Annotated in this window: 21 protein-coding genes; 15 read left to right on the top strand and 6 right to left on the bottom strand. The window is 36.0% G+C overall.

The window, feature by feature from the left end; translation table 11 throughout:
• Positions 1 to 640: 640 nt before the first annotated feature.
• Positions 641 to 775 (top strand): putative holin-like toxin, encoded by a 135-nt coding sequence (locus tag EV282_RS20660; protein WP_231887798.1) that lies wholly within the window; start codon positions 641 to 643, stop codon positions 773 to 775.
• Positions 776 to 1,589: 814 nt separating this feature from the next.
• Here the strand turns inward: EV282_RS20660 and EV282_RS18410 are convergent.
• Complete coding sequence (locus EV282_RS18410) at positions 1,590 to 1,787, bottom strand: hypothetical protein (protein ID WP_130297355.1); 198 nt, start codon at positions 1,785 to 1,787, stop codon at positions 1,590 to 1,592.
• Positions 1,788 to 1,980: 193 nt separating this feature from the next.
• Here EV282_RS18410 and EV282_RS18405 point away from each other — a divergent pair, with 193 nt between their 5' ends.
• From EV282_RS18405 to EV282_RS18380, 6 genes are all read left to right on the top strand, one after another.
• Positions 1,981 to 3,489, top strand: coding sequence for a spore germination protein (locus EV282_RS18405; protein WP_242611951.1), 1,509 nt, complete (start codon positions 1,981 to 1,983; stop codon positions 3,487 to 3,489).
• Between the two features lie 13 nt (positions 3,490 to 3,502).
• A complete protein-coding gene (locus EV282_RS18400; RefSeq protein ID WP_130297354.1) occupies positions 3,503 to 4,618 on the top strand; it encodes a GerAB/ArcD/ProY family transporter in 1,116 nt (371 codons plus the stop codon).
• Positions 4,611 to 5,711 (top strand): Ger(x)C family spore germination protein, encoded by a 1,101-nt coding sequence (locus EV282_RS18395; RefSeq protein ID WP_165389537.1) that lies wholly within the window; start codon positions 4,611 to 4,613, stop codon positions 5,709 to 5,711. The genes EV282_RS18400 and EV282_RS18395 overlap by 8 nt, the downstream gene beginning before the upstream one ends.
• Before the next feature lie 869 nt (positions 5,712 to 6,580).
• On the top strand, positions 6,581 to 7,423 hold the full coding sequence (locus tag EV282_RS18390; RefSeq protein ID WP_130297352.1) for an ArdC family protein: 843 nt from the start codon (positions 6,581 to 6,583) through the stop codon (positions 7,421 to 7,423).
• Positions 7,424 to 7,716: 293 nt separating this feature from the next.
• A complete protein-coding gene (locus EV282_RS18385) occupies positions 7,717 to 8,253 on the top strand; it encodes a hypothetical protein (RefSeq protein WP_130297351.1) in 537 nt (178 codons plus the stop codon).
• A 409-nt stretch (positions 8,254 to 8,662) separates the two neighbouring features.
• On the top strand, positions 8,663 to 9,106 hold the full coding sequence (locus EV282_RS18380; protein WP_130297350.1) for a JAB domain-containing protein: 444 nt from the start codon (positions 8,663 to 8,665) through the stop codon (positions 9,104 to 9,106).
• A 303-nt stretch (positions 9,107 to 9,409) separates the two neighbouring features.
• Here EV282_RS18380 and EV282_RS18375 read toward each other — a convergent pair whose 3' ends face one another.
• Positions 9,410 to 10,093 carry a response regulator transcription factor gene (locus EV282_RS18375; RefSeq protein ID WP_130297349.1) on the bottom strand — a complete coding sequence of 228 codons (684 nt, stop codon included), beginning with the start codon at positions 10,091 to 10,093 and terminating at the stop codon, positions 9,410 to 9,412.
• Between the two features lie 259 nt (positions 10,094 to 10,352).
• On the opposite strand from EV282_RS18375, the gene EV282_RS18370 reads away from it, so the two are divergent.
• Positions 10,353 to 11,342: a hypothetical protein gene (locus EV282_RS18370; RefSeq protein ID WP_130297348.1), complete on the top strand. Its 990-nt coding sequence runs from the start codon at positions 10,353 to 10,355 to the stop codon at positions 11,340 to 11,342.
• Positions 11,343 to 11,637: 295 nt separating this feature from the next.
• On the opposite strand, the gene EV282_RS18365 is transcribed toward EV282_RS18370, so the two are convergent.
• Together EV282_RS18365 and EV282_RS18360 are read right to left on the bottom strand one after the other, a co-directional pair.
• Entirely contained in the window at positions 11,638 to 12,960 is a 1,323-nt protein-coding gene (locus EV282_RS18365) for a hypothetical protein (protein WP_130297347.1), read from the bottom strand.
• A 562-nt stretch (positions 12,961 to 13,522) separates the two neighbouring features.
• Positions 13,523 to 13,831 carry a hypothetical protein gene (locus EV282_RS18360; RefSeq protein ID WP_130297346.1) on the bottom strand — a complete coding sequence of 103 codons (309 nt, stop codon included), beginning with the start codon at positions 13,829 to 13,831 and terminating at the stop codon, positions 13,523 to 13,525.
• 296 nt (positions 13,832 to 14,127) lie between these two features.
• Between EV282_RS18360 and EV282_RS18355 the strand changes: the two genes are divergently transcribed.
• The 3 genes from EV282_RS18355 to EV282_RS18345 are packed head-to-tail and all read left to right on the top strand — an operon-like array spanning position 14,128 to position 17,464.
• The gene (locus tag EV282_RS18355) at positions 14,128 to 15,075 is read left to right on the top strand and encodes an AAA family ATPase (RefSeq protein WP_130297345.1); all 948 of its coding nucleotides are present in this window, start codon (positions 14,128 to 14,130) and stop codon (positions 15,073 to 15,075) included.
• 2 nt (positions 15,076 to 15,077) lie between these two features.
• Positions 15,078 to 16,286 carry a DUF58 domain-containing protein gene (locus tag EV282_RS18350; protein ID WP_130297344.1) on the top strand — a complete coding sequence of 403 codons (1,209 nt, stop codon included), beginning with the start codon at positions 15,078 to 15,080 and terminating at the stop codon, positions 16,284 to 16,286.
• On the top strand, positions 16,283 to 17,464 hold the full coding sequence (locus EV282_RS18345; protein ID WP_130297343.1) for a hypothetical protein: 1,182 nt from the start codon (positions 16,283 to 16,285) through the stop codon (positions 17,462 to 17,464). The genes EV282_RS18350 and EV282_RS18345 overlap by 4 nt, the downstream gene beginning before the upstream one ends.
• 363 nt (positions 17,465 to 17,827) lie before the next feature.
• Here EV282_RS18345 and EV282_RS18340 read toward each other — a convergent pair whose 3' ends face one another.
• On the bottom strand, positions 17,828 to 18,946 hold the full coding sequence (locus tag EV282_RS18340; protein ID WP_130297342.1) for a DUF4030 domain-containing protein: 1,119 nt from the start codon (positions 18,944 to 18,946) through the stop codon (positions 17,828 to 17,830).
• Positions 18,943 to 19,500, bottom strand: coding sequence for an RNA polymerase sigma factor (locus EV282_RS18335; RefSeq protein WP_130297341.1), 558 nt, complete (start codon positions 19,498 to 19,500; stop codon positions 18,943 to 18,945). Before EV282_RS18335 ends, EV282_RS18340 begins: the two co-directional genes overlap by 4 nt.
• A 165-nt stretch (positions 19,501 to 19,665) precedes the next feature.
• On the opposite strand from EV282_RS18335, the gene EV282_RS18330 reads away from it, so the two are divergent.
• The 4 genes from EV282_RS18330 (at position 19,666) to EV282_RS18315 (ending at position 22,329) form a co-directional block, all read left to right on the top strand.
• Positions 19,666 to 20,193: a hypothetical protein gene (locus EV282_RS18330; protein ID WP_130297340.1), complete on the top strand. Its 528-nt coding sequence runs from the start codon at positions 19,666 to 19,668 to the stop codon at positions 20,191 to 20,193.
• A 222-nt stretch (positions 20,194 to 20,415) separates the two neighbouring features.
• Positions 20,416 to 21,042 carry a histidine phosphatase family protein gene (locus EV282_RS18325; RefSeq protein WP_130297339.1) on the top strand — a complete coding sequence of 209 codons (627 nt, stop codon included), beginning with the start codon at positions 20,416 to 20,418 and terminating at the stop codon, positions 21,040 to 21,042.
• Positions 21,035 to 21,496 (top strand): NUDIX domain-containing protein, encoded by a 462-nt coding sequence (locus tag EV282_RS18320; RefSeq protein WP_130297338.1) that lies wholly within the window; start codon positions 21,035 to 21,037, stop codon positions 21,494 to 21,496. The genes EV282_RS18325 and EV282_RS18320 overlap by 8 nt, the downstream gene beginning before the upstream one ends.
• A 194-nt stretch (positions 21,497 to 21,690) precedes the next feature.
• Positions 21,691 to 22,329: a nucleotidyltransferase domain-containing protein gene (locus tag EV282_RS18315; protein WP_130297337.1), complete on the top strand. Its 639-nt coding sequence runs from the start codon at positions 21,691 to 21,693 to the stop codon at positions 22,327 to 22,329.
• Positions 22,330 to 22,465 lie beyond the last annotated feature (136 nt).

The following is a 22,465-nucleotide window of genomic DNA, read 5'->3' as shown; positions in this document are numbered from 1 at the left end:
CCCTTCGGAACCCCATCCATATCGTTTCGTGCCAACTGAACTTGAAAAGCATTGATATAAAATAACAATCAAAACTTGAAAAACCCTGATATAACAAGGCTTTTTCATCTGTTGAGTACGTTATGAAAGCCTTCATTAATCAAGTTCGAGATGGAAGGTTCTAATTGAATAATATCTAAGAGACGTAGTATCAGTACAAGCATAAAAATTGAAATTGGAGGAATCTACTTCTACACCAAAGATGACATCTTGGATTCGACACCTCCTACCCATCTAATGAAGAGTAGTTATTGATATGCAATGGACTGATTTTTTGGCATAGATTCAGCACAAAGCTGATTTCCCTTTCTATGGAATTGAATACTCTTGAAAAAATTTTATGACAAAAAAAATCTTTTAAAACGGAGTAACAAATCTTAGTAATAACATTAAACTTGAATTTTTATTATTTCTAATGTCTTACTTATAAAAAGCGCGAGTCGAGGGTAAATTATTGAAATTGTTTTACTATATCAATTCAACTTCTAATTATTTTAGGAGTAAATCCTTTATTTTTTATCTAGGTTAAAGTCAGAAAGATAAAAGTATTAGAACAGAGAAAGAGGCTGTTCTATGATATACTGACTACATACAGTTACATATGCAGGGTGGGCAGTGGCAATCCCCGGTAAGAAAGGGGGTGTCGCTGATGGTTACTGTTTCTGACACACTAACGCTCATGATCTCTTTTGCAACACTGATCGTTGCAGTAATCGCGGTTACGACAAAAAAGTAACCCACCCTGCTGGCCGCTGGTGATAGGTTACTTTTTTGTATCTCTATTTACTTAAGCCACTGCACTTCTTGCAGAGTAGCTGTTGTTGGGGGTATCGGTTGGTGGCCGATGCTCCCTTTTTTATACTATGTTCATCTTATTCTTATTATAAACCTTAAAATTAAAATTTACAATGAAGTGCGGTTTATGAGAATTAATAGTAACTTTTGTATAACTTACCCCCACATCAGAAAGCTTACAAACAGTGCACACAAGTGACCACTGAATTAAAAATCACTATAATATATATTATTTTATAATGCGTTTTTGACATATATGTATATATCCGATTATATATTGTTTATCCGAGTGGATTATTAATATAATCGTTAACCCATTAGGAATTCTAGTACGTAACTGTGCTAAAGAAATAGCGAATCAGGCTGCAGAAAAAGCCATTGGGCATATTAAAGAAAATGGTGTGGAGTATGAACAACAGATCGTAAAGACTATCATAATGAAGAAGAAGTAATATGGTATACTAACAAGACAAACACCTCGCCCAGGGAACAGCGCCTGGGCTTTTTTTCTCCCTTCATCGAGAGAACTTCTAAATTTTCTTTTTAATTGTTGGTACTAAAAATCCACGTATTGATTCGTATCAGTATGACAGACGACAACCTTACATATTAATTTGTAAGACTAGATGATTGAAGATGGGTAAGATCAATTATTCTGATCATCTATATTACGAAAGAGTTCGTGATGGAGAAGAATAAAGCGGAGTTCGCGATTCGAGTTAAGTTTCATTAAAAAGTGTTATTAAAGGAAGCAGTCATACTTGGCTGCTTCCTTTATATATGAACTCATCATCAATTCCTGTTAGCACGATCTCATCCTTAAAGATTAACCTGTCCATGTACTCGTTAAAATATAAAAGCTTGTGTTCTCTGTTTTTGTAGGGGTCTTTTGCTATACCTAATCCTTCAGAGAACTCACCCCAGAACACTTCTATATCAATACCGTGCAGCATGCCATGCGCTTGTATTCCATATGATTTCCAATCTCACGTCCTAAAGTGAAGAACAGTTCTTTAGCGAATTCTTAACTAAAAGCATACATAATATTTCTGTACTCACTGTAAACAAAGATGTCTAATGTTAATGATAATTGAAACAAGAATAATCATATCTTTTATGTTCAAACTAACCTTAGAGGTGGGGTTATTGAAAAAGCGAGAAATCAAAAAGCTACTTTACAAAGAGGTTCCTGGTGAGAAAGAACAACAAATCATATCCGATATTCCACTAAGTTCTAACAAGTTAAAAGAACTGTTGATTCAAATATTCCATAATACCTCAGATTTGAAGTTTATTACGATATCAAATCTAACTCTATTTTATATTGATAATCAAATCGATAAGCATGAATTAAACAAAAATATTATAAGTAAGTTACAGAAAGAGGAACATTCATACACAATATCTGAAGCTTTATCAAACCTCGCCGTCAGTGACTTGGAAGAATCTAATGAAATACAATTCGTTATCCTTTCTGTTTTGAAAGGGAGTGCAGGGGTTTACATCGAAGGGGAACGAAAAATCATACTAGCTAAGATTCCTGCTGAAAATAGCCGGGCTCTAACAAAGCCGGAGAATGAATCTCAAGTGGTTGGGCCCCAAATTGGTTTTAATGAGAACCTTTCCACTAACGTATCAATTATCAGAAAATATATTAAAACACCTGACCTTTGTAACGAGCTGTTCTTATTCGGAACTCGAACGAATACGCCTGTATCATTGTTATACATAAAAGGAGTAGCTTCTGAGGATCTTATAATCCGTCTACGAGAGAAGTTAAAAAAAATAAAAATCGATGGTCTACTGGACAGCGCAGTTCTCAATCAATTAATCAATGATGACTATCTATCGATCTTTCCTCAGATGTTATTAACAGAAAGACCAGACCGGATTAGCGACGGTTTATTAAATGGAAAGATAGCCCTAATTGTCGATGGAAGTACAATGGCTATCTTGTGTCCAATGTCTTTTCTTGAGTTCTTTCATAGTAGAGAGGATTATAATGTACGCTGGCCAATCGCCACATTTGTTAGGCTGCTTAGAATTATAGCGATGTTTCTCTCGGTTTTCTTTACCGCCTTATATGTGGCGGCTTTAACGTTCCATTATGAAGTAATCCCGCAGGCCCTTTTGTTACCTCTAGGTGAATCTAGGTCAAGAGTTCCTTTCCCTCCACTCTTTGAAGCTGTACTCTTAGAGTTTATCATTGAACTTCTTCGAGAAGCTGGTGCTAGGTTGCCGACTAAAGTAGGTCAGACAATGGGTATTGTCGGCGGGATCGTTATTGGGACTGCCGCAGTTCAAGCAGGCTTTACGAGTAACATCCTCATTATAATAGTCGCTCTTGGTGCGTTAGCTTCTTTTACTACTCCAAGCTATACGATGGGTAGTCTAATCAGGATCATTCGCTTTCCTATCCTCTTTTTAGCTGGGTTTTGGGGTTTTTATGGAATCATGTTCGGTTTCTGTCTAACGTTAATCCATTTATTACGACTTTCTACGTTAGAAAGTCCTTACATGGCACCATTCTATCCGCCCCGATTGAAGGATTGGTCAGATAGTGTTATCCGTTTGCCCTTTAATTTAACTTATAAGCGACCTGCATTAACACGTCCGGAGGACGACCAAAAATATGATCCAGAGGAAATTAAATAGGATGGTGTAGATAATGGAGGTGGCAATTAGAGTAAAATCAAACTATCTGTTCAACGCATTCTTAATATTCTTTGTAGTTCACGCGACTCAGCTAGGTGTTGGTGTGCAAGGGTTTCAGAGAATTATCTTTCAAGATGCCCAACAGGATGCCTGGATCTCGGTCCTCATATCAGGTGTTGCGACAAACCTACTCGTCTTTTTCATTGTAAAGACGTTAGAATTGTACAGCTCAACAGACATATACGGAATCCATCATGACCTTTTTGGTCTCTTAATAGGAAAACTCTTAAATGTAAGTTACATCTTCTACTTGCTCATGAGTTTCTTTGTTGTATTACGAAACTATATAGAAGTTATTCAAGCTTGGATCTTTCCGGAAATTCCTTTATGGTTCTTATCTTCATCTATGTTGTTACTTGTCATTTACGGTATAAGTTCAGGAATCCGCAGCATCGTAGGAATCGCTTTTTTTAGCGTGACCCTATCACTATGGCTTCTAATCTTTATCGCGTACCCTCTGCAATATGCAAATTGGAAGCAGATGCTACCAATGTTTGAGTCGGATATTAAGGGTTTGTTAAAAGGCGCTTATAATATGACGTTCACGGTATTGGGTTATGAAATCCTTTATACCATCTATCCTTTTGTAAAGGAAAAGAAGAAAGTACAAAAGTTCGCTCAACTAGGGGTGGTCTTTACAACTTTTATCTATACGTCTCTGATGGTAGTTGCAACTGTTTATTTTAGTGGTGAACAGTTGGAAAGAACAATATGGGCGACCTTGTCCTTGTTTAAAGTAGTTAGACTTCCTTTTATCGAAAGATTTGAATATGTGGCGATTACTTACTGGATGTTAATCATTTTGCCGAACTTAATTCTATATATGTGGTCAGCTTGCAGGGGATTGGAACGTGTTTTCAACATCAAGAGTAAGAATGCAATCTGGGGCATATCTATACTCATAATTATTTGTATACAACTCTTTGTGACACGTAACCAGGTAGACGCTTTAAATGGAATATTTGCTAAGTTTGCATTCTTTGTAGTCGCTGGGTATCCCGTAATTCTATATCTATTTGCAATGTTTAAACGTAAAATTTTTAACAAAGGGGCAAGTTCATGTGACTAGGTGGTTACCATGGTTCGTTTGTCTTATTTTACTGAGTGGTTGTGCTGAAAAAAAAATCCTAGAAAAAATCGGTCTAATCACAACAGTTGGTTATGATTTAGAAAATGACAAAAAGGTTAAATCGACTGTAGTTGTTCTTCAGATCAACCCCGAAGCCGCAAAGAATATTGACGTTATAACAAGTAAGGGGAAAACAAGTAAAGGTAGCCGTTTAGACGCTAATCTTAAAACATCAAAAGAGCTCCTATCAGGGCAGTTAAGGGTAGCCCTGTACAATGAGGAGATTTCTAGAAAAGGGATAAAACCTTACGTTGATACTTTGGCTAGGGATCCTTCTATCAGTGACCTTGTCAATATCGGAGTAGTCGAAGGCTCTACAGAAGAGATCCTAAAACACGACTATAAAAATATTCCTGATGTCGGGCAACATTTGTTCAATATGATCGAGCAGCTGACTAAGAGGGAACAGATACCCAACTCGACACTACAGGATTTTCGACAAAGTTATTACTCCCCAGGAATAGATCCGGTTGTACCATTGATCAAACGAAGTGGTAATTCAATAATCGTATCTGGCAATGCGGTTATGAGAAATGATAAGATGGTCGGTAAACTATCACCCGAAGAAAGTTTTTTTGTAAAATTAATTCGCGATGATTACCGTGCGGGAAGTATAGAACTCACATTCCCAGTAAAAGATATACGTGGTGAAAAACACAACATAACAACAGTCATTGATACCATTAAGAGTTCTAAAAAAGTAAAACTTATGGATAAGACACAACCTCGGTTTGATCTGAATTTAAAGGTAAAAGGAAGATTGTTGGAATTACAGGGAGAATTCGATCTTAAAAACCCCAAGAACATTCAATTATTAGAAAATGCCATAAGTCTTAAGTTAAAACAGGAAACACAAAAGGTGATTGCCTATTGTCAGGAGCGTAATTCTGATGTTTTTGGATTCGGGGAGACTTATAGAAGTTCTGTTCGGTTCGCGCACCTAACAAGAAAGGGATGGCATCAAAAATATAAAGCTATGAAATATGATATCTCAGTTGATTTCAAACTCATTCGAACAGGTATTACAGAGTAATAATTTGAGTAGGCAGTTGCAACTATAATCATTATAAATAAGTTTCTTATAAATGATCATACCTCTTCTCTAAACAATTTTGTTATGCTTACTCAACCTACATCATCGTCTAATAATTAGCACCTAAAGTTTATGAAGCGTTGAGTGCTGCACATTTTGTTGCCTTTAGTTCAGGTTTATTTGGGTATACAATGATCTTCCTGGCGATTTAATTCCCGTTTCTTTTTGAAGAGAAAAAAATAACACCATTATTCATATAATATATGTATTTTTATATGTTATTAATGAAAACAATAGTAATATATATAAATTATGTTGTTTTTTAACAAAAAATATTTCTTCTTCGATTCTTAAGAATTTTGGGCGGCAGCACGACAGAGTGATCAGAAAAGAAAAGCTTCTTTCTGTCACTCTTTAACGTGTCGCTTCGGTATTAAATGAATCGATAACCACGGTCTGTACGGTTCATACTTCACCTACACACCGATAGGTTCCTGTTCCATTTACAGGTAACCGCCATACCGAACGAGCCGAATGAAAAATGCAGTTATAGTGGAGGGCAGCCCGAGTGGCTGCCTTTTTGTATTCTGCCCTTTGTCTTCCGAATCGTAAAACGACCATAATCGGACTAACCTTACGGCAGGAAGGACACCGGAACCTTACCTGTCGTAAGCCAAGCCGCTTTGCCATGCGGTAAAGGGGCACAAAAATTTTTTTCGCAATGCTCATTTCTAAAATTTTTTGTGCAGAGACCCTTGACCTCTGTCCGTCTTCGTTTTTCTCATCTCCACGTCAAAGGGGCGAAAATCCTCCCCTTTAGGGGACAGGAATCGCTTCGGAAGACAAAAGATGTTGAGGAGGAGATACACATGAGAAAAAGTGTGTACGAAATGGTGACAGAGAGAATCATCGAAGAGCTTGAAAAAGGGACAGTACCGTGGCAAAGGCATTGGTTGAACGGAGGAGCAGTAAACTGGAAGACACAAAGACCATACCGGGGCATCAATGCTTTTTTACTTCAGAGCGGTGAGTATGCGACGTTTAAGCAGATTACAGAAGCAGGCGGAAAGGTTAAGAGAGGAGCAAAATCTCATATCGTCGTGTTTTGGACATGGCTCGATAAAGAAAATTCCGAGAATGGAGAAGAGGAGAAGATACCTTATCTTCGATACTACCGGGTGTTTGATATTGCGGGACAAGTTGAAGGATTAGAGAGCAATCGGACCACTACTGAACTTGAACATGAACCAATCGATAAAGCAGAAGAGATATTTAAAGGGTATCAAGAGGAACTAACTTTTACTTTTTTTTCAGGGCATCCCATGTATATTCCGAGTGAAGACCGGGTGAACTGTCCGCCTCTCGAACAGTTTACGGTTCCGGAAGAATATTATTGTACACTTTTTCATGAAATGATCCACAGCACCGGTCATCAATCCCGTCTCGCGAGGCGGGGGGTAACCATCCCACATGTGAAATTCGGAGATGAGAATTATTCGAAGGAGGAACTCATTGCCGAGATGGGCGCGGCAATGTTGTGCGGGGTGGCAAACATCCACAACACCATAGAGAACAGCGCAAGTTATATTCATTCCTGGATAAAGGTGTTGAAAGATGACAATCGATTGGTCGTACAGGCTGCAGCACAGGCTCAGAAAGCGGCAGACTTCGTTTTAGGAGAAAAAGAGAGCGGGATAAGGATTGATCCATAAAAAATAGTCGTTTCAATCAGTTCCAAGAATTTGGAGCTGATTTTTTTCGCATGGAGAAAAAAACTAAAGTTTTTTTATTCATTGGCAGGCATCGAGCCTGCTGAATACATCATAAAAAAAATAGAGGAAACAGCTGATGGTCTTCAAACATTGTAACGGATCGTTTAAGAAGGATTCTCGTTTCTTTTATTGAGTTTATGCTAGTAATAAAACAGGTCTGTTGCACGAACGAGCAGAATAGTTCAAGAAGGGATATATTTAATCATAGTGTTGTTTAAGGGAGGAGATAATAAATGGCAAAAGAAAACCATTTTTTTGCAACAAGAAATGATTTGGTTTCTAATCTAATGGCTCTTGAAGAGAACCGTCCACTAAAATATATAAGATGTGGTTCATTTGAAGATATAGACTTTATTGAATATACTTCTATATTTGAATTTCAGGATCTAGGTATAAATATATCTGGAAATCGTCTTGATGATGCTTTTTTAGTCATTGACCAGTCCACTAATTTAAATTATCGTGCGGTAGAACAAGAAAGAGATGGTAGTTTAAGATATTTCATCGACCAATCGGCAAATGATGATTCGATTGTTTTTAGTCAAGGTGGAATATATAAAAATGACTACTTCATATGGGGAAGAATATCATCAGTTAAAGATAACGAACATTCAAAAAGTTTATATAAGGATTTTATTAATTCTTTTAAAAAGCATTATAAAAAAGTGAAGGGGGTTTATTTTGGTCAGGAGGCTTATGAAATTGCCCCTCTTAAACGCTTGATTACAATGGATTTCCAACAAGATTTTGAATATGATTTTAAGATTTAGTGTGGTTGTGCGGGATGTTTTTTAGTTCAACATCTCTTTGAAACTTTTTTTGAAATAGGCATCTCTGGTTTTGTGTATTTTATTCATTATTTTTTGAAAGACCGAAACTTTGCCGAAAATACTCAACACTTTCCGAACATAGGAGAAGAACCTAAAATTTCAGTTACATAATTTGTTGCTCCCGATCAGCTTCTGTGGGTCGGGAATTTTATTCTTCTCTTTGTTTCTCTTCAGTGTAATCGTTTCTTCAGGAGAGCAGTAAAGGGATGCTTCCGTTTTCCTCCAGCAAACTTTGTGAACTTTTTTGGAAAGAGCACTCAAAAAACTTACACAAACTTCCCTAGCCCCTTGACTACTCTTTTCAGAAAGATTTTTGGCTCCTCAAACAAAGAAAGGAGCTGTTAAAGCTATGAAGAAAGTGTATGAAATTCAACGAATCAAGCAAGTGATCTCGGAAATCGACGGTGGTGAGCGTTACATCGTCCGCAGTCCGGAAGACGGGGCGAAGGTTGCTGCTTCGTTTATCGGGGAGGACGATCGTGAGGTGTTCTTCGTGATGTGTCTGAATACGAAAAATCGCGTTGTTGCGGTCCATCGGTGTCATGTTGGAGCTTTGAACACGAGTGTTGTGCATCCTCGCGAGGTGTTTAAGTGTGCCATACTGAACAATGCTTCATCAATCATCGTGTATCATCAACATCCGAGTCAGGATACGCAGCCATCCTTTGAAGATGTCTCTGTCACAAAGAGGTTGGTGGAAGCGGGTAAATTGATCGGGATCGAAGTTCTAGATCATTTAATCGTAAATGCGAAAGCTGAATACACTAGCTTAAAAGAAAAAGGTCATATATAGACTATCGAAGAGGAAAGAGCGAACTTCGTTCTTTTCTCTTTTTTTTTTTTTGAAAAATCTAATGTGAGAAAGCTTTATCATGTAATCCAGGATGTTAAACACAAAATCGTATTATGATCAGTGTGTTTTTGAAGGGGGGACTAATCGTTCATAAACACACTGACCCCGATGGGGTGAACCGCTTATAGCGGTGAGGGGAGAGCGTATTCTCCCCTAATAATGTTATTGTTTTTAATGTATATGATATTGTATACATATAAGAATTATCGAAGCTACGAAGAAGAATATCTAAGTAAAAATAGATTACCTATCTTTAACAGAATCATAGAGTATCCATTCGTTTTTTATCGCCAGTACGACAGCGGCAGTTCGATCTTTAACTTTTAATTTATGAAGTATTGCACTTACATGGTTCTTAACTGTATTTTCGGTAAGGTACAATTCTTTTGCTATTTTACTGTTTCCATACCCCTTTGTTAAACAGATCAGGACTTCCTTTTCTCGTTTAGTTAGTGTCCTATTCAAATCTTGATTAATAATAGGTATAACAACATCTTCTTTTCCTTCTTTGTGAATTTCGTAAAGATATTCTTTTAATAAAAGCGAGCTCAACCGTGGATGAAGATAAGGGGTATCATTAAAAGCGTTTTCTATCGCTTTTAATATCTCATCCTCTTCAATATCATTTATGAGATAACCTAAAAACCCTTTTTGAAAAAGAGACCTAATAGTCGTTTCATCTGAAAAGTCCATCCAAATGATGATTTTCACTTTGTTTTTTTGTAAATAATTTAGTCTATGTAACGTTTCATCTGTTATAAACTGTAAATAGATAATGATTACATCGTCTGGTTGGATGAGATCTGTGTTGTAATCTTCAAATGATGAAGATTGGTTAATAACATAGTCTTTATAGTTATTTTGAATACATGAATATAATCCTTTTCTTAATATCGAAAAAGGATGGAAAATAAAAATATCTCTCACTTCAAGCCTCCTTTGGTTATAGTTCGTCCACTTGGATTGAATTTATAGATATGTTACTCGCTTCAAGAAATCTACACTAACAGTAATTTTTTCGGTCTTTTTAAATTACTATAATACTTACTAGGTAGCTAATTTCATTGATGGCATTTTTTACTCAACGACAAAGTAGACTGCATATTCATTTTTATCGGTAAGTGATAAAATTTCTATAGGAATTTAAACACATAATTTTATATGATTTAAAAAGGAGCAAATATCAATGACAAAAATTAATTTGTGTGAAGCCTGTAAGCGAAAAGAGATACATGTAGTGGAAACGTCTGATGACCCTGATCAGCCATACAAATTATGCAATCATTGTCACAAAAGGCTAGTTACATATTCATTAAGACCCTTAGAATGGTACAACCTTGCTGTTATCCATTCTCCAAACAAATTTTTATTACACGATGATTTATATGAAGAAGACGGAGTCGCATGTCAACCTGAAGAAAATATAGATGTAAGTAGTAAAGATAAAGCCCCAACGTTAAAAAATGTTCAAGATGATTTGGAGTCACTATTAGACTTTTCTATAACCAGGTGGTTTCTCGAGGATGATGTGGTCAAATGCCTTAAGAAACATCCTGACCTATCGATCTTGAATTCTGTAAGATCAAGATTTTATGGAACTGAAAATTACGAAGTAAAATCACGGATGCTGGAAATCATAGCTGATGTTTTAGGTGCTATCGCTTCTGAGTGGATAAAAGAACTTTGGATCAATTATGATGAAACATATCTTTATCCGCTTTCTAGGGCAACGGCCAGTAGTTTACCAGCCGAGGAGGGATTAAATCATGTATTTGAGAAACTGAGGCAGGTAAATGAAAAGGAACTCCCAATAGCAGCTTTTACCTGTTTGAACCGTTTTCGTACAATCGAAATACTTGATTGGATCGAGTCAACTTGCACATCTTTTAACGATAACTGGGGAAGGTTGGCTGCCGTTTGTCTTCCGACCTGGGAAAGAATGAAATCTTGGCTTTACAAAGGAAGGCCTTTTAGTTTAATCGCATTGGATACGATGGCGAACTGTGTAAAAGGTTATGGGGATTATTATGTTGAACGATTTTCTCCAAAGGTACTCGGAACGAACAAGGATGAGATCGAGAAAGTATTGAGAGATTATTATCAACAAGACGGGGTTCCTCGTGTGAGAATGAAAGTTAATTTTATCTTGGAGAACAGAGAGGAAATATTTGATTAAGAGAATCTATAAAAACTTGCGGTTCCATTTCAGAAACACCTATTAAATGAAACATGAACGGTGAATGTTTTTATTATATGAAGCAGTCTTTAGAGGAATCTATTTATTGTAGTGACTAAAAACAATTAAAATAAAGTAAAGAGGCTTGAATCATTACAAGAATAGATTCAAGCCTAACAGGTTTGTCTAATTCATTTGATTAAGATACTTTTAATCCCATGATTCATGGTTTGCCACTCAGGTGAGTGGCTACCTGATAAAACCATATTTACTCAATGTAGTAATGCTAGAAAAACTAAAATTGGAAACTAGCAGACCAATATTTTTGTGGATGAGCAGGTTCTAAATACATCGCACCCATTAAATCATGTCTAAAAACTGTAGTACTATAATATGTTGCACCTGGTCCTTTAATATACATCTCATGGTTTGGCATTTGATCATGACTACCATGTAAATAAACAGAACCATTTTGTCTAAAAGTTCCCGAATAATCATAGTCTATATCTGGGGAACTCCATATTAATACATTATTGGAAGCATGTAATAATGTAAAACCAATAGCACCTGCAGTTGTGTAATCAGTCCGACCAATGTAAATTTCTTCTGGAGTATCTCTTGCCTCTGCCATTAAGTTATAGTTCGCATCGTACCCCTTTGACATACCTATTGCTCTTGTTGGTAATGTTACACTACGTGTAGTATCCGAAACCGTCACATTGGTTACAGTCTTTGTCTTATACCTAATATCAGTATCACTCGAACTATAAGATCTTGCATCCCCATTAAAATATGCATATTCATTCCCGTAATAAGGATAAGGTTGTTTATAAATAGGGTTATAGACATATTGAGAAGGAATAAAAGTTTTGTACATTATACTCCAATTTTTAGTTACACCTTGTACTTCATTCTCAGTTTTCTTTGGAGATAGATTGAACATCATTGATAAATCTTCGTAGTAATATTTTTCTCTCTCGCTCATCGTAATAAATGGATTGTTTTCTATAGACTTATCTATCTCTACTTTCTGCTTTTCATCGACCATCCTTTTAGAAAGAATGTTATATTGAGAATCCTCAGAAAGATTTGGTGAATAATCTATAAATTCACTGTTTTTTAAATTAGTGATTTGTTCTCCATTAATTGATACTTCATAAGTTTTAACCTTCATAATATCTTGCCAATCTAACTTTAAGACATTTTCCGATCTATCAATTATGCTTGTAATTTTAGAATAATTAAAGGGGTTCTTTTGTTCCTTCTCTGACATTTTAGAAATATCAGCAATTGTACTGGTCTTTATTTCAACAACATCTACAACATTATTTTTGTTATCATATGCTTTCAATTCATAATTATATTGACTTCCTTCATCTAACATTTTATGTGAAAAAGAATTACGAGATCCTTCATAAATTTTTTCACCATCTTGTAATACTTCATAACGACTTCCGATATTACTCCAAAGCAATTTGACATTATCAGTCTTTGTATTAACTTTTAATGATTTAAGTAATCCAAGATTTTTCACAGCAGCTGCGGATGTTTCGGTTTGAAATGCAAAAGAGAGAGCTAATGTTAACATACCCATGCCCAGTACTTTTTTAATTTTCACTTTATCATCTCCTAGTGCGTTTGATATTTGATTTGAGTAGCTAGATTGAATCTCCTTTCTTATATACTGTTGGTCGAATCTAAGTCAATTAAATCAAAACTGACTATACAGTTTATTATATTTAAGTTAATAAAAATATGTCAATTACAAAAGGTAAACATTACCAAAAACACTCTAATGGAACTATATATAGGAGATTAGTCTTAGTAAATAAAGAAAGGAAAGGAAATACTCGAATATCAATTCTTTTGAGGGCAAAACTTGTTTACCAATATAAATCTTCTTTTTTTCGTTCAAGAATAGTTATATGTTCGTTCTCAAAGAGGAAATCTTTACACGTTCAAGTACAAACAGACCATTGGGGTACATTACAAAGGAGGAGAGGCGTAATATAAATTATACTAAAATGCGCATGTGTGTATATTAAAATTATCAAAACATGTATAGCCATTTTTAAATAAAAGTGAGGTTGAGATGGGAAAGTTAGTAAAAAAAAGTTCTGCCGTCAAATTTTATGTTGACTCTTTATTTAAAATCTAAATTATTTTATATATTAATGCTATTAAAATAAATTTAATATTTTTTCTAAAAAGAATCCTCCGGGCCCCATTGAAAAAAAGAATGACCAGAAGAAAAAAGCGAATATTATATTTAATATAAAGCCTGAAAATCCAATAAATTTATACCTTTCTTTATTTATTGAAATAATACCAAAAACTACACCAACAAGGTTTAATATATACGGGATTATTCCAATGATTCTTTCCAGAGTGGATAAGGACCAATCTGAGAAGTAGATAGTATAAATATTGTTGATAATAAATATCACAAAACAGGCAAGAGAGAATAAACCATATTTTATATTTTTCACAGATACCACCCTTAATAAAATGACTTCACAGTTTATTTTAAACCCGGAATATTGATTCTATTCAAAATGCAAATGAAAATACATTCCATTAGCCGAAGTTTATAGCTGGGAAATTCAGGTACAATTCTATTGTCCTATGATGATTTTAAAGAAGATGATACGTCCTATAAGCAGGCTCTTCCTGTTAAATTTAACACTTAGCTTTAACTACAATTGACAATAAATTTTACCACCTCTAAAATAAACTATACATTCAGTTTTTTAACTGGTTGTAACATTGAAATCAGGAGGACAACATGAAAATAACGAATCAAGTTAACTTGGTGAAAAAGGCTATTGCTAGTGTACTGACAGGTAAAGATGATTTGGTCGAACTGACCATGATCTCTTTGGTGAATAAAGGACACCTTCTATTAGAGGATGTTCCTGGCACAGGGAAGACGGTACTCGCTAAGAGTCTCGCTAGATTGATAGGCGGAGATTTTAAACGCATCCAGTTTACTCCTGATATCCTGCCCGCAGATATTACAGGAATTCAGTTTTTTCACCCTAAGCATCAGGAATTTGAAATGCGCCCGGGGCCGGTCATGACAAATATCTTGCTAGCCGATGAAATCAACCGAGCAACTCCGCGTGCACAATCGAGTCTCCTGGAAGTAATGGAAGAGCGGCAAGTGACGATCGATGGGGAGACCCTAAAGCTTCCTTCTCCATTTCTGGTTATCGCGACACAAAATCCAATCGAATCACACGGGACGTTTCCGCTTCCCGAAGCGCAGCTTGACCGGTTCTTTATGAAACTACCATCAGGCTATCCGGACTTCACAGAAGAAAAGGAAATGCTACATATGTACCGAGCGCAGAATCCGCAGGACCTTCTTGAACCCGTGTTCACATTGGAAGATATACTCGAGATGCAGCAAGAAGTACAAGAGGTATTCGTAAGTGATGAGATCGAGAACTACTTATTAGCCATCGTTCATGCGACCCGTCAACATGCATATATCGAAAACGGTGTTTCTCCCCGTGGGACGCTTGCTTTTATGAGAGCGGCTCAAGGATCTGCCTACGTGAAAGGCAGGACGTTCGTTTCTCCGGATGACGTCCAGCTTGTAGCTCCTTTCGTTCTTTCTCATCGCCTAGTCCTGTCAATGGAAGGGACTATGCGAAAAACAAAGGAACAGGTGTTGAGGGAAATTCTAGAGTCCATCGATGTACCGGTAGAATCTGAGGTAGGAAGATAGATATGAACTGGAACCAACAGATTACGATCAAACCTTTGTTCGTCGCTTTGATGTCAGCAGGTGTTTTCGTCTTGGTCATCGGTTTCTACAAGGAGATCTCGTTTCTATTTAGTCTTGGGGTAATCATCCTCCTTCTTTATGCAACCTCACTTATGCAGTTCAAATTATCAACAAGAGACCTAGGAGTGGAACAAAACAAACAGGTTTATCGTCTCTTTCCTGGAGATCAGGACGAGTTTTATATAAAGCTCGTGCATACGGGCAAGTGGCCATCTTATCGCGGTGAGGTTACTCTTTCTCACCACGATATTATATCCAGTTCTCTGAACGAAGTGGGTTCACAACCACATGGAAAGGTCGAACAAACACGACCTTTTGTAATTAATAAAAGAACAGCCTACGAAGAAAAGGTCTCCTTTGTAGCGAAGAAGAGGGGAATCACAAAAATCTCCAACCTAACACTTCGGATTGATGATCCGATGCAGACGAGTTTAACGACCTTAAACTATCAGTCTCAGATCCCGCTTGAGTTCATCGTTTATCCTTCCCCCATGATCGTCCAGGGAATCGAACAACTCTTTCAAGAGGGAAGCGGAAACAAATCTCGGCCGTTTGCACTTTATGAAAATGACTCGTTGCCAGCGGGGAACAGGGACTATACATCAGGCGACTCTTTTCACAGAATGCACTGGAAGGCAACAGCTCGGACAGGAACACTTCAGACAAAACTCTTTGAGAAGTCAGTGGTCTATCATTGGACGTTCGTGTATACCATCCAACACGACCATAAAGGAACAAAATCTACTGATACGATCGAAAGGGAGATCAGTTATCTAGCATTCATGTGCCAGTATGCCACTGTAAAAGGAATCCCGTTTGAGTTATACATAAATGTTAGAGTACCAGGTCCTTCTGGGTTGTATCATCTATCTTCTGAAAGTGGACCGGATCAATTAAGTAGGATCTTCGAAGGATTAGCTCGTATCGATCGATTCAACATTCCTGTGATGCCGGATGTTATGTGGAAGAGAATTGATCAAAACTTATACACAACTCCGTTTATCATACTCCTCGGTCATATTCCATCAGATTCTGACTCAAGAGGAATCATGAACAGATGGATCAGAAGAGGGGGAAAGGTTTTTTATGTAGATCATAGTGAGGGTGGCGCTCTGCTGCGATCATACTCTTCTTTGGAGGTGCTAACATGATGAAGAGCAGGAAAGTTTTAATATTGGCGATATACCAACTGCCTGAAGTACTTCTTTTATATTCAATCTATGCACCTTTCTCAGATCAATTTTCTTGGTATGAGCTGTTGTTACTAATTCTTTCATATACCTTGGTGATCTCCATAAGTGGATTTCTGAATTGTTTTTTCAAATTATCTTTACCTCTTCAGTATACGGTGATCATATCCATGACTTTTGTGGTTTCGTGGTTGGTCACTTCTTCGTTCCTATTCTCTATTCCTTTTTCACTATTTTTGGCGGTAAGAAGTAGAAATAAGTGGATGGGGGAACTTGAATCAAATATTGAGGCAGTGTTAGCTTTGAATTTAGTGGTGGTCGTTGGGTATATCTTTTTGATGAAGCAAGGGCTTACCCTTCTTTTGGGTATCATCGGATTACAGTTCGCTTTGTTGGTAGGAATGAAAATAGGTATTTATTTCACTATTCCTAAAGAAGACAAAAACGTATGGAATGAATTCAAGGTGCCTTTTATAGTCATTCTGATCGGTGTGTGTAGTTTTGTCATGATAGAACCATTGAAGCGATTCTATGTTCATTCTATAGATGGAATTCTTCTTTTGTTGTATTACGTCCTCTATATACCGGTCTGGTTTGTTTTTACTTATATATTCATCCCCATTATTAACCTCTTCAAAAAAGACTATGTACCTTCAAAAACAATAGGGGAGGGGGATGGTACGGAGGTCGTTTTATCGGAAGTATCATACAGAATTCCAACAGCTTTCTATTGGGTATGTATTGCTTTATTACTCTTAATGATTTTGTTATTGTTTTTGGTCTATCGAAAACGGGTGAATAAAATATCTAGTGGAACCATGGTTTCCTTAGCGACTATTCCAGAACCTCGAAATATTAAGTCTAAACAAAAAAAGTGGTTATACTCAAACGATCGTACTAGAATGAAATTTTTGAAGTTTGAGAAGAAGATGGAAAAAATGGGGTATGGCAGGAAGATAGCGGAATCGCCTTCGATATGGTTTAGGAGGTTACACCTAGCCGGATTAAACGCAGAAGTGGTCCTAGCGGGATATGAAAGAGTTCGCTATGGTGAGATTAGTCTTGAAAAGGAAGAATTCGACCTGTATCATATGGCAATTAAGGAATTAGAACGCACCCTCTTAAACAAAAGAGATTAAGAGGAATATTTAAAAGCACTTTACGACATTTTATGCGTAAAAGGTTTTATATAACTATCCATTTATATTGAATCGTTTTGATAATAGTCTTATTACAGCTTATACCGTGTAGTTTCCACTGAATCTTCTCACCTCGTTCTTGACCGTATTCACCCTGATCACCCTCTTCAAGTAACAAAACCTGCTACACTTGTTAAAATGCAGCTGACCAAAGGGAGAAAGATGTCGGGGTAAAAAAATGTAATATGGAAGTTTAACAACTGTTTAAATTCATTAAAAAAAGCACGCTTTTGGCGTGCTTTTTTTCTTTTCAATTATGAAGTTTTCTAGTTGTATACCTTTTTTTGACTAGAGTTTATGGGACTATTTATTAGTTAATATTTTCAATGCCTCTTTATCTTTACTAAAAATAACGATTTTATATTTATATTCTTTAATCAACTTTAGTGCTTGTTCTGAATGAAGGAAGTCTTCGACTGTGTTCCTTATTTTATTTATTACTTCTACTTTATCTGGATCATCCGATGATAGAGTTGTTCTAATTTCAATGTAGAAATTTTCTTTTGATTTATTGGAATATCCGACTCCGTCTACTTTAAAGTCAGTGTCTGCAGTCAAACCCTTAGTAATTGTTCTATACAAAGGCTCTAATCTTTCTTCTCGTTCTTTAATCTTTGGATCATAGAAGTGTACTTTGAATGAGTATTCTTCCATTTGCTCTTGCTTTAACCTTTCATTAATTTCATTTAGAATCTCTTTAACCCTTGTCTCTGTATTCGGTAGTTGCAAATAAAATAATCCCTCTTCTTTCCCGGTTTCGTGTCCAAAAGAGTTATATCCGTATTTTTTTAGCACTCTAGAGGCTAAATCCATAACCTTCTTAAACTCTTCATCTTGTTCTGTCGGATTATTCATTTTGCTCCATTCTTGAGCTAGGACTGGATCATTTAAAACATTTATCTTATAATTCTCCTCATTTCTTGCCTTCAATATATCTTTAATCAGATCTTTAATAGGTGATTTCACTTCGGTGTAGTATTCTTCCGAATCGATAACCATAACTTCTACCTCTTTATCTTTAATACTGACACGAACACCTACATTTTTATATTCTTTATTATATAGTGCTTGAGTAATTTCTTGATTTAGTGGTTTAGCATCAAGCTTATTTTCAAATATTAAATTTAGATACGGAATAGTAGAAGCCATTTGTGCTACAGATGGAGAAACAAATGCACCTCCAATGAAAAGACAAAAAGTTGCAACAAAGGCTAATGAAAAAGTAATCCTTTTTTTTCTCAACCATTTGGCTTTATTATTAGAGGTGTAATTCAATGTATTCTTATTCATTTTCTCATCTATTTTGTTTTTTTTCACTGTACTTGGTACTGTTTCGATAAACTTATAAAGACTTTTTGGAACATCAATTTGTTCTAACTTAGTATGTATCTCTTCTTTTAGCTTCCTGTCAATATTTTTCATTTGCACGCCTCCATCCCTTTCCTTAAGATGAAATTTCTACTTAGTACTTCTCTTGCTCTTCTAAGATGAGTTTTCACGGTTGATACGTTCACGTCCAATATTTCTGCAATTTCAGAAACTTGGAGTTCCTGATAGTAATACATGACTAGTACTCTTTGATAATCTGCATTCTCTAGTGAATCAATTGCCATTCTTACTTCATTATTCGTTTCTGTTGCAATAACTTCTTCAAATGGATTCGGCCGGTTACTTTGAAAGGAATCGTTATCTCCAATATCAAGATTCCTTCTTTTTTCCTTCCTCAGCATGTCAATCGACCGCCGAGATACAAGTTTATGGAACCAAGCCGGGAAATTATTTATTTTATCACTCGAAATAATATTTGAATAAGATTCGATTAGTGAATTTTGAACCACATCTTCTGCATCTACCCTTGAGCCCACGATGAAAAAAGCTGTTTTATATGCCTTATCTATTAAAGGTTGAACTAGTTTAGTAAATGCAGAGTCATCACCATCTCGTATTCTCTCCATTAATAATTTTGATTTCTCCATTACAATCTCTCCTTCCAATTAATAGTCGTAAATAATAAAAAGTAGGATTCAATTAAATAATATTTATTTAAAAAACTGACTGGGCATTTTATAATATTATATATGTAATCAATTGGGAAGTTTAAAAATAATAGAAGTTATGGATATGTTCAGGAGGATGGAAAAATGATATCAAAGGCAAAATTGATACACCTACCGTACTCGGGACAATACTTAGAGAAGACGTATGATATTTCAAGTCCCTGGAACTCCCAAGATTGGACATGGGTGAAATTTGAAAATGAAGACTTTACGGAATGGTGTGGTGTATTCAGGGGTTCACCAAGAGCACTTGCGATCTCGAAAAAGCATAATAGTGTTTTGGTCCTTACATCTGATTACTTTTATCAGCTCGACCGTCTTAACGGAAAGTTAACGGAATATGAAACGCAGCCTCAGTATCAGAGTCTGACCGTAACACCATCAGGAGATTTCCTAATCGCTGATGACTATTACATTGAAATTATTGGGTCGACATTAATAGATAAGAAGATGGTGGAGAGTCCAATAGAAATGGACACAATTAGATTCCATAGTTGGACGGAAAACAAATTATCAATAACTTCTCATGAATTTCTCAACTGGGACAATCAGTTGGAGTTAGAATTTGATAGTAAAACACTTAAATTAACAATGATCAGTTCTTATCGCTAAGAAATAGAAAATAAGGGCAAGAGTGTATAGTTTTGTGTATTAAAAACAAACTTACCTAAATATGTGTTCAATCTTTACTCAATTTGAGCAGTCGTTATGGAGTGACTGGAACTCAATTTGTTTCGGAAAATAGTATCTTTTTTAATTACTTGTTTAATTTTGAAACAAACTTCTCTGTTCAAATTGTTAAAAATGTTTCTTACAGTAGAGGGGATGAATTTGTTGCTACGGCTATTTGTCACAAGGCATGGTGAAACTATATGGAATACACAACAAAAACTTCAGGGATGGAAAGACTCCGACCTCACAAAAAATGGAGTTAAAAATGCTTTATCACTTGGTAGTAGGTTAAGGGATTTAGAATTTCAATCTATCTATGCTAGCCCCAGTAGACGAACCCTAATAACTGCTGAGCTAATCAGAGGTGAAAGGGAACAGGAGATTATAGAAGATGAAAACCTTAGGGAGATAAACCTAGGAGATTGGGAAGGACAAACGCACGACTACGTAAAAGGGCAATATCCGGATGAATACTCAGCCTTTTGGAACACACCACACCTTTACACTACCTCATCAGGGGAGGATTTCTACCAGCTGCAAGAGAGAGTAAATCGTTTTTTGAATAAGATCTTATCAAAACATGATAAAGGAGATATTCTAATCGTTACACATTCCGTTTTTATCAAGGCATTATTATCACAATGTAAAAGATTATCTATCGCGGATCTGTGGAATCCCCCACACATACATGATACCAGCCTAACGGTCGTTGAGGTTCATGGCAATCAATTAGAAATTAAGCTAGAAGGAGATGTAGAGCACCTAAATGAAGGCGTACAGAATGGTTAGAAATGCAGTCGGGGCCATAATCTTTCAAGGAACGAAGTTTCTATTGGTACATAAAGTTAAGATAAGTTCTATAAAAAATGCAAATAAGAACATAAAGGGTGAATGGGATTTCCCAAAAGGTGGAGTAGAAGAAACTGATAAGGATCTAGAGGTTGCAATCTTACGAGAACTAAAAGAGGAAACGGGTTCGACTCAGTATAAGTTAATCAAGCGACTAGATGAAGTATTAAGTTTCTCGTTTGATGAAGATATCGCGAAGAGAACAGGTTTTAAAAAGCAAATAACTACGATGTTTATTGTAGAGTATGTTGGAGATGGATCTGATTTGATTCCGCTTGATTGTGAGATCAAAGAAGTAAAGTTTATCAATTTTGAAGACGTACTAGAGAGACTAACACATGACATTACTAAAGATTATTTTAAGGGAATTCCATTTAAATTTAATAGGGACTAGTCAGTGTGATCCTCTTCATCCTGGAATTAAACTATTGTTTAAAGCAAATAAACAAAATGGATCGTTGATATGCAGCTCTTGAACAAGAAAAGGTTAAATTTACATTTTATATAGTTTATATTTATATCAGCTTATTCAGTAAACGAGCAGGATTGCGGAATAATTGATTTTCTAAATTAATTTTGAGGTGAATAATGAACGATAATAAAGAAGTTTGGAAACCGCTTTCTATCAACGAGATTCATAATATGTTCAACAAAATTCCTCTGCAGTGGTGGATTGCTGGTGGATTGGCACTCGACTTGTATTTAGAAAGAACCACGCGGGAGCACGGTGATATAGACATTGTGATCTTAAGGTCTGAGCACTTGATCTTACAAAAATATCTGTATGGAGATTGGGAAATGTTTAAGGCGTCCAAAGGACGATTAATACCTTGGGAGCTGGAAGAACAGCTTGATTCCCAATTCGATAACGTTTGGGTAAAGAAAAAAAGTGAAACAACGTGGGCTTTCCAAGTGATGATATTAGATACAGAGGAGAACCATTGGATTTATAAACGGAACGATACTATAAGAAGATCTATAGAGGATATCGGATTAGAATCTTATTCTGGAGTACCGTATTTAAAACCAGAGATACAGCTTCTTTATAAAGGTGGAAGTTCATTTATTAGAGAAAAAGATATTATTGATTTAACAAATGTATTACCGGTAATGAGTGATGAGTATCGTCATTGGTTAATAGATTCATTGAATATTCAGTATCCTAATGGACATCAATGGATTGATTTATTAAACTCATTTACCGTAAAACAATTTAATGACAAATAGAAGATAATGTTCCACATAAGCTGTTTAGATTCCAATGCATCGTTTCATAATGTTATTGATTGTACTCATTGTGATACATGCTGGATGAGGGTGTAATTGCTGTGTCTTATTTCGTAACTGTGATTACAAAAACATG

Source organism: Fictibacillus sp. BK138, from assembly GCF_004216955.1.
Classification (GTDB): Bacteria; Bacillota; Bacilli; order Bacillales; family Fictibacillaceae; genus Fictibacillus.
This window is presented reverse-complemented; position numbering and strand designations above follow the sequence as displayed.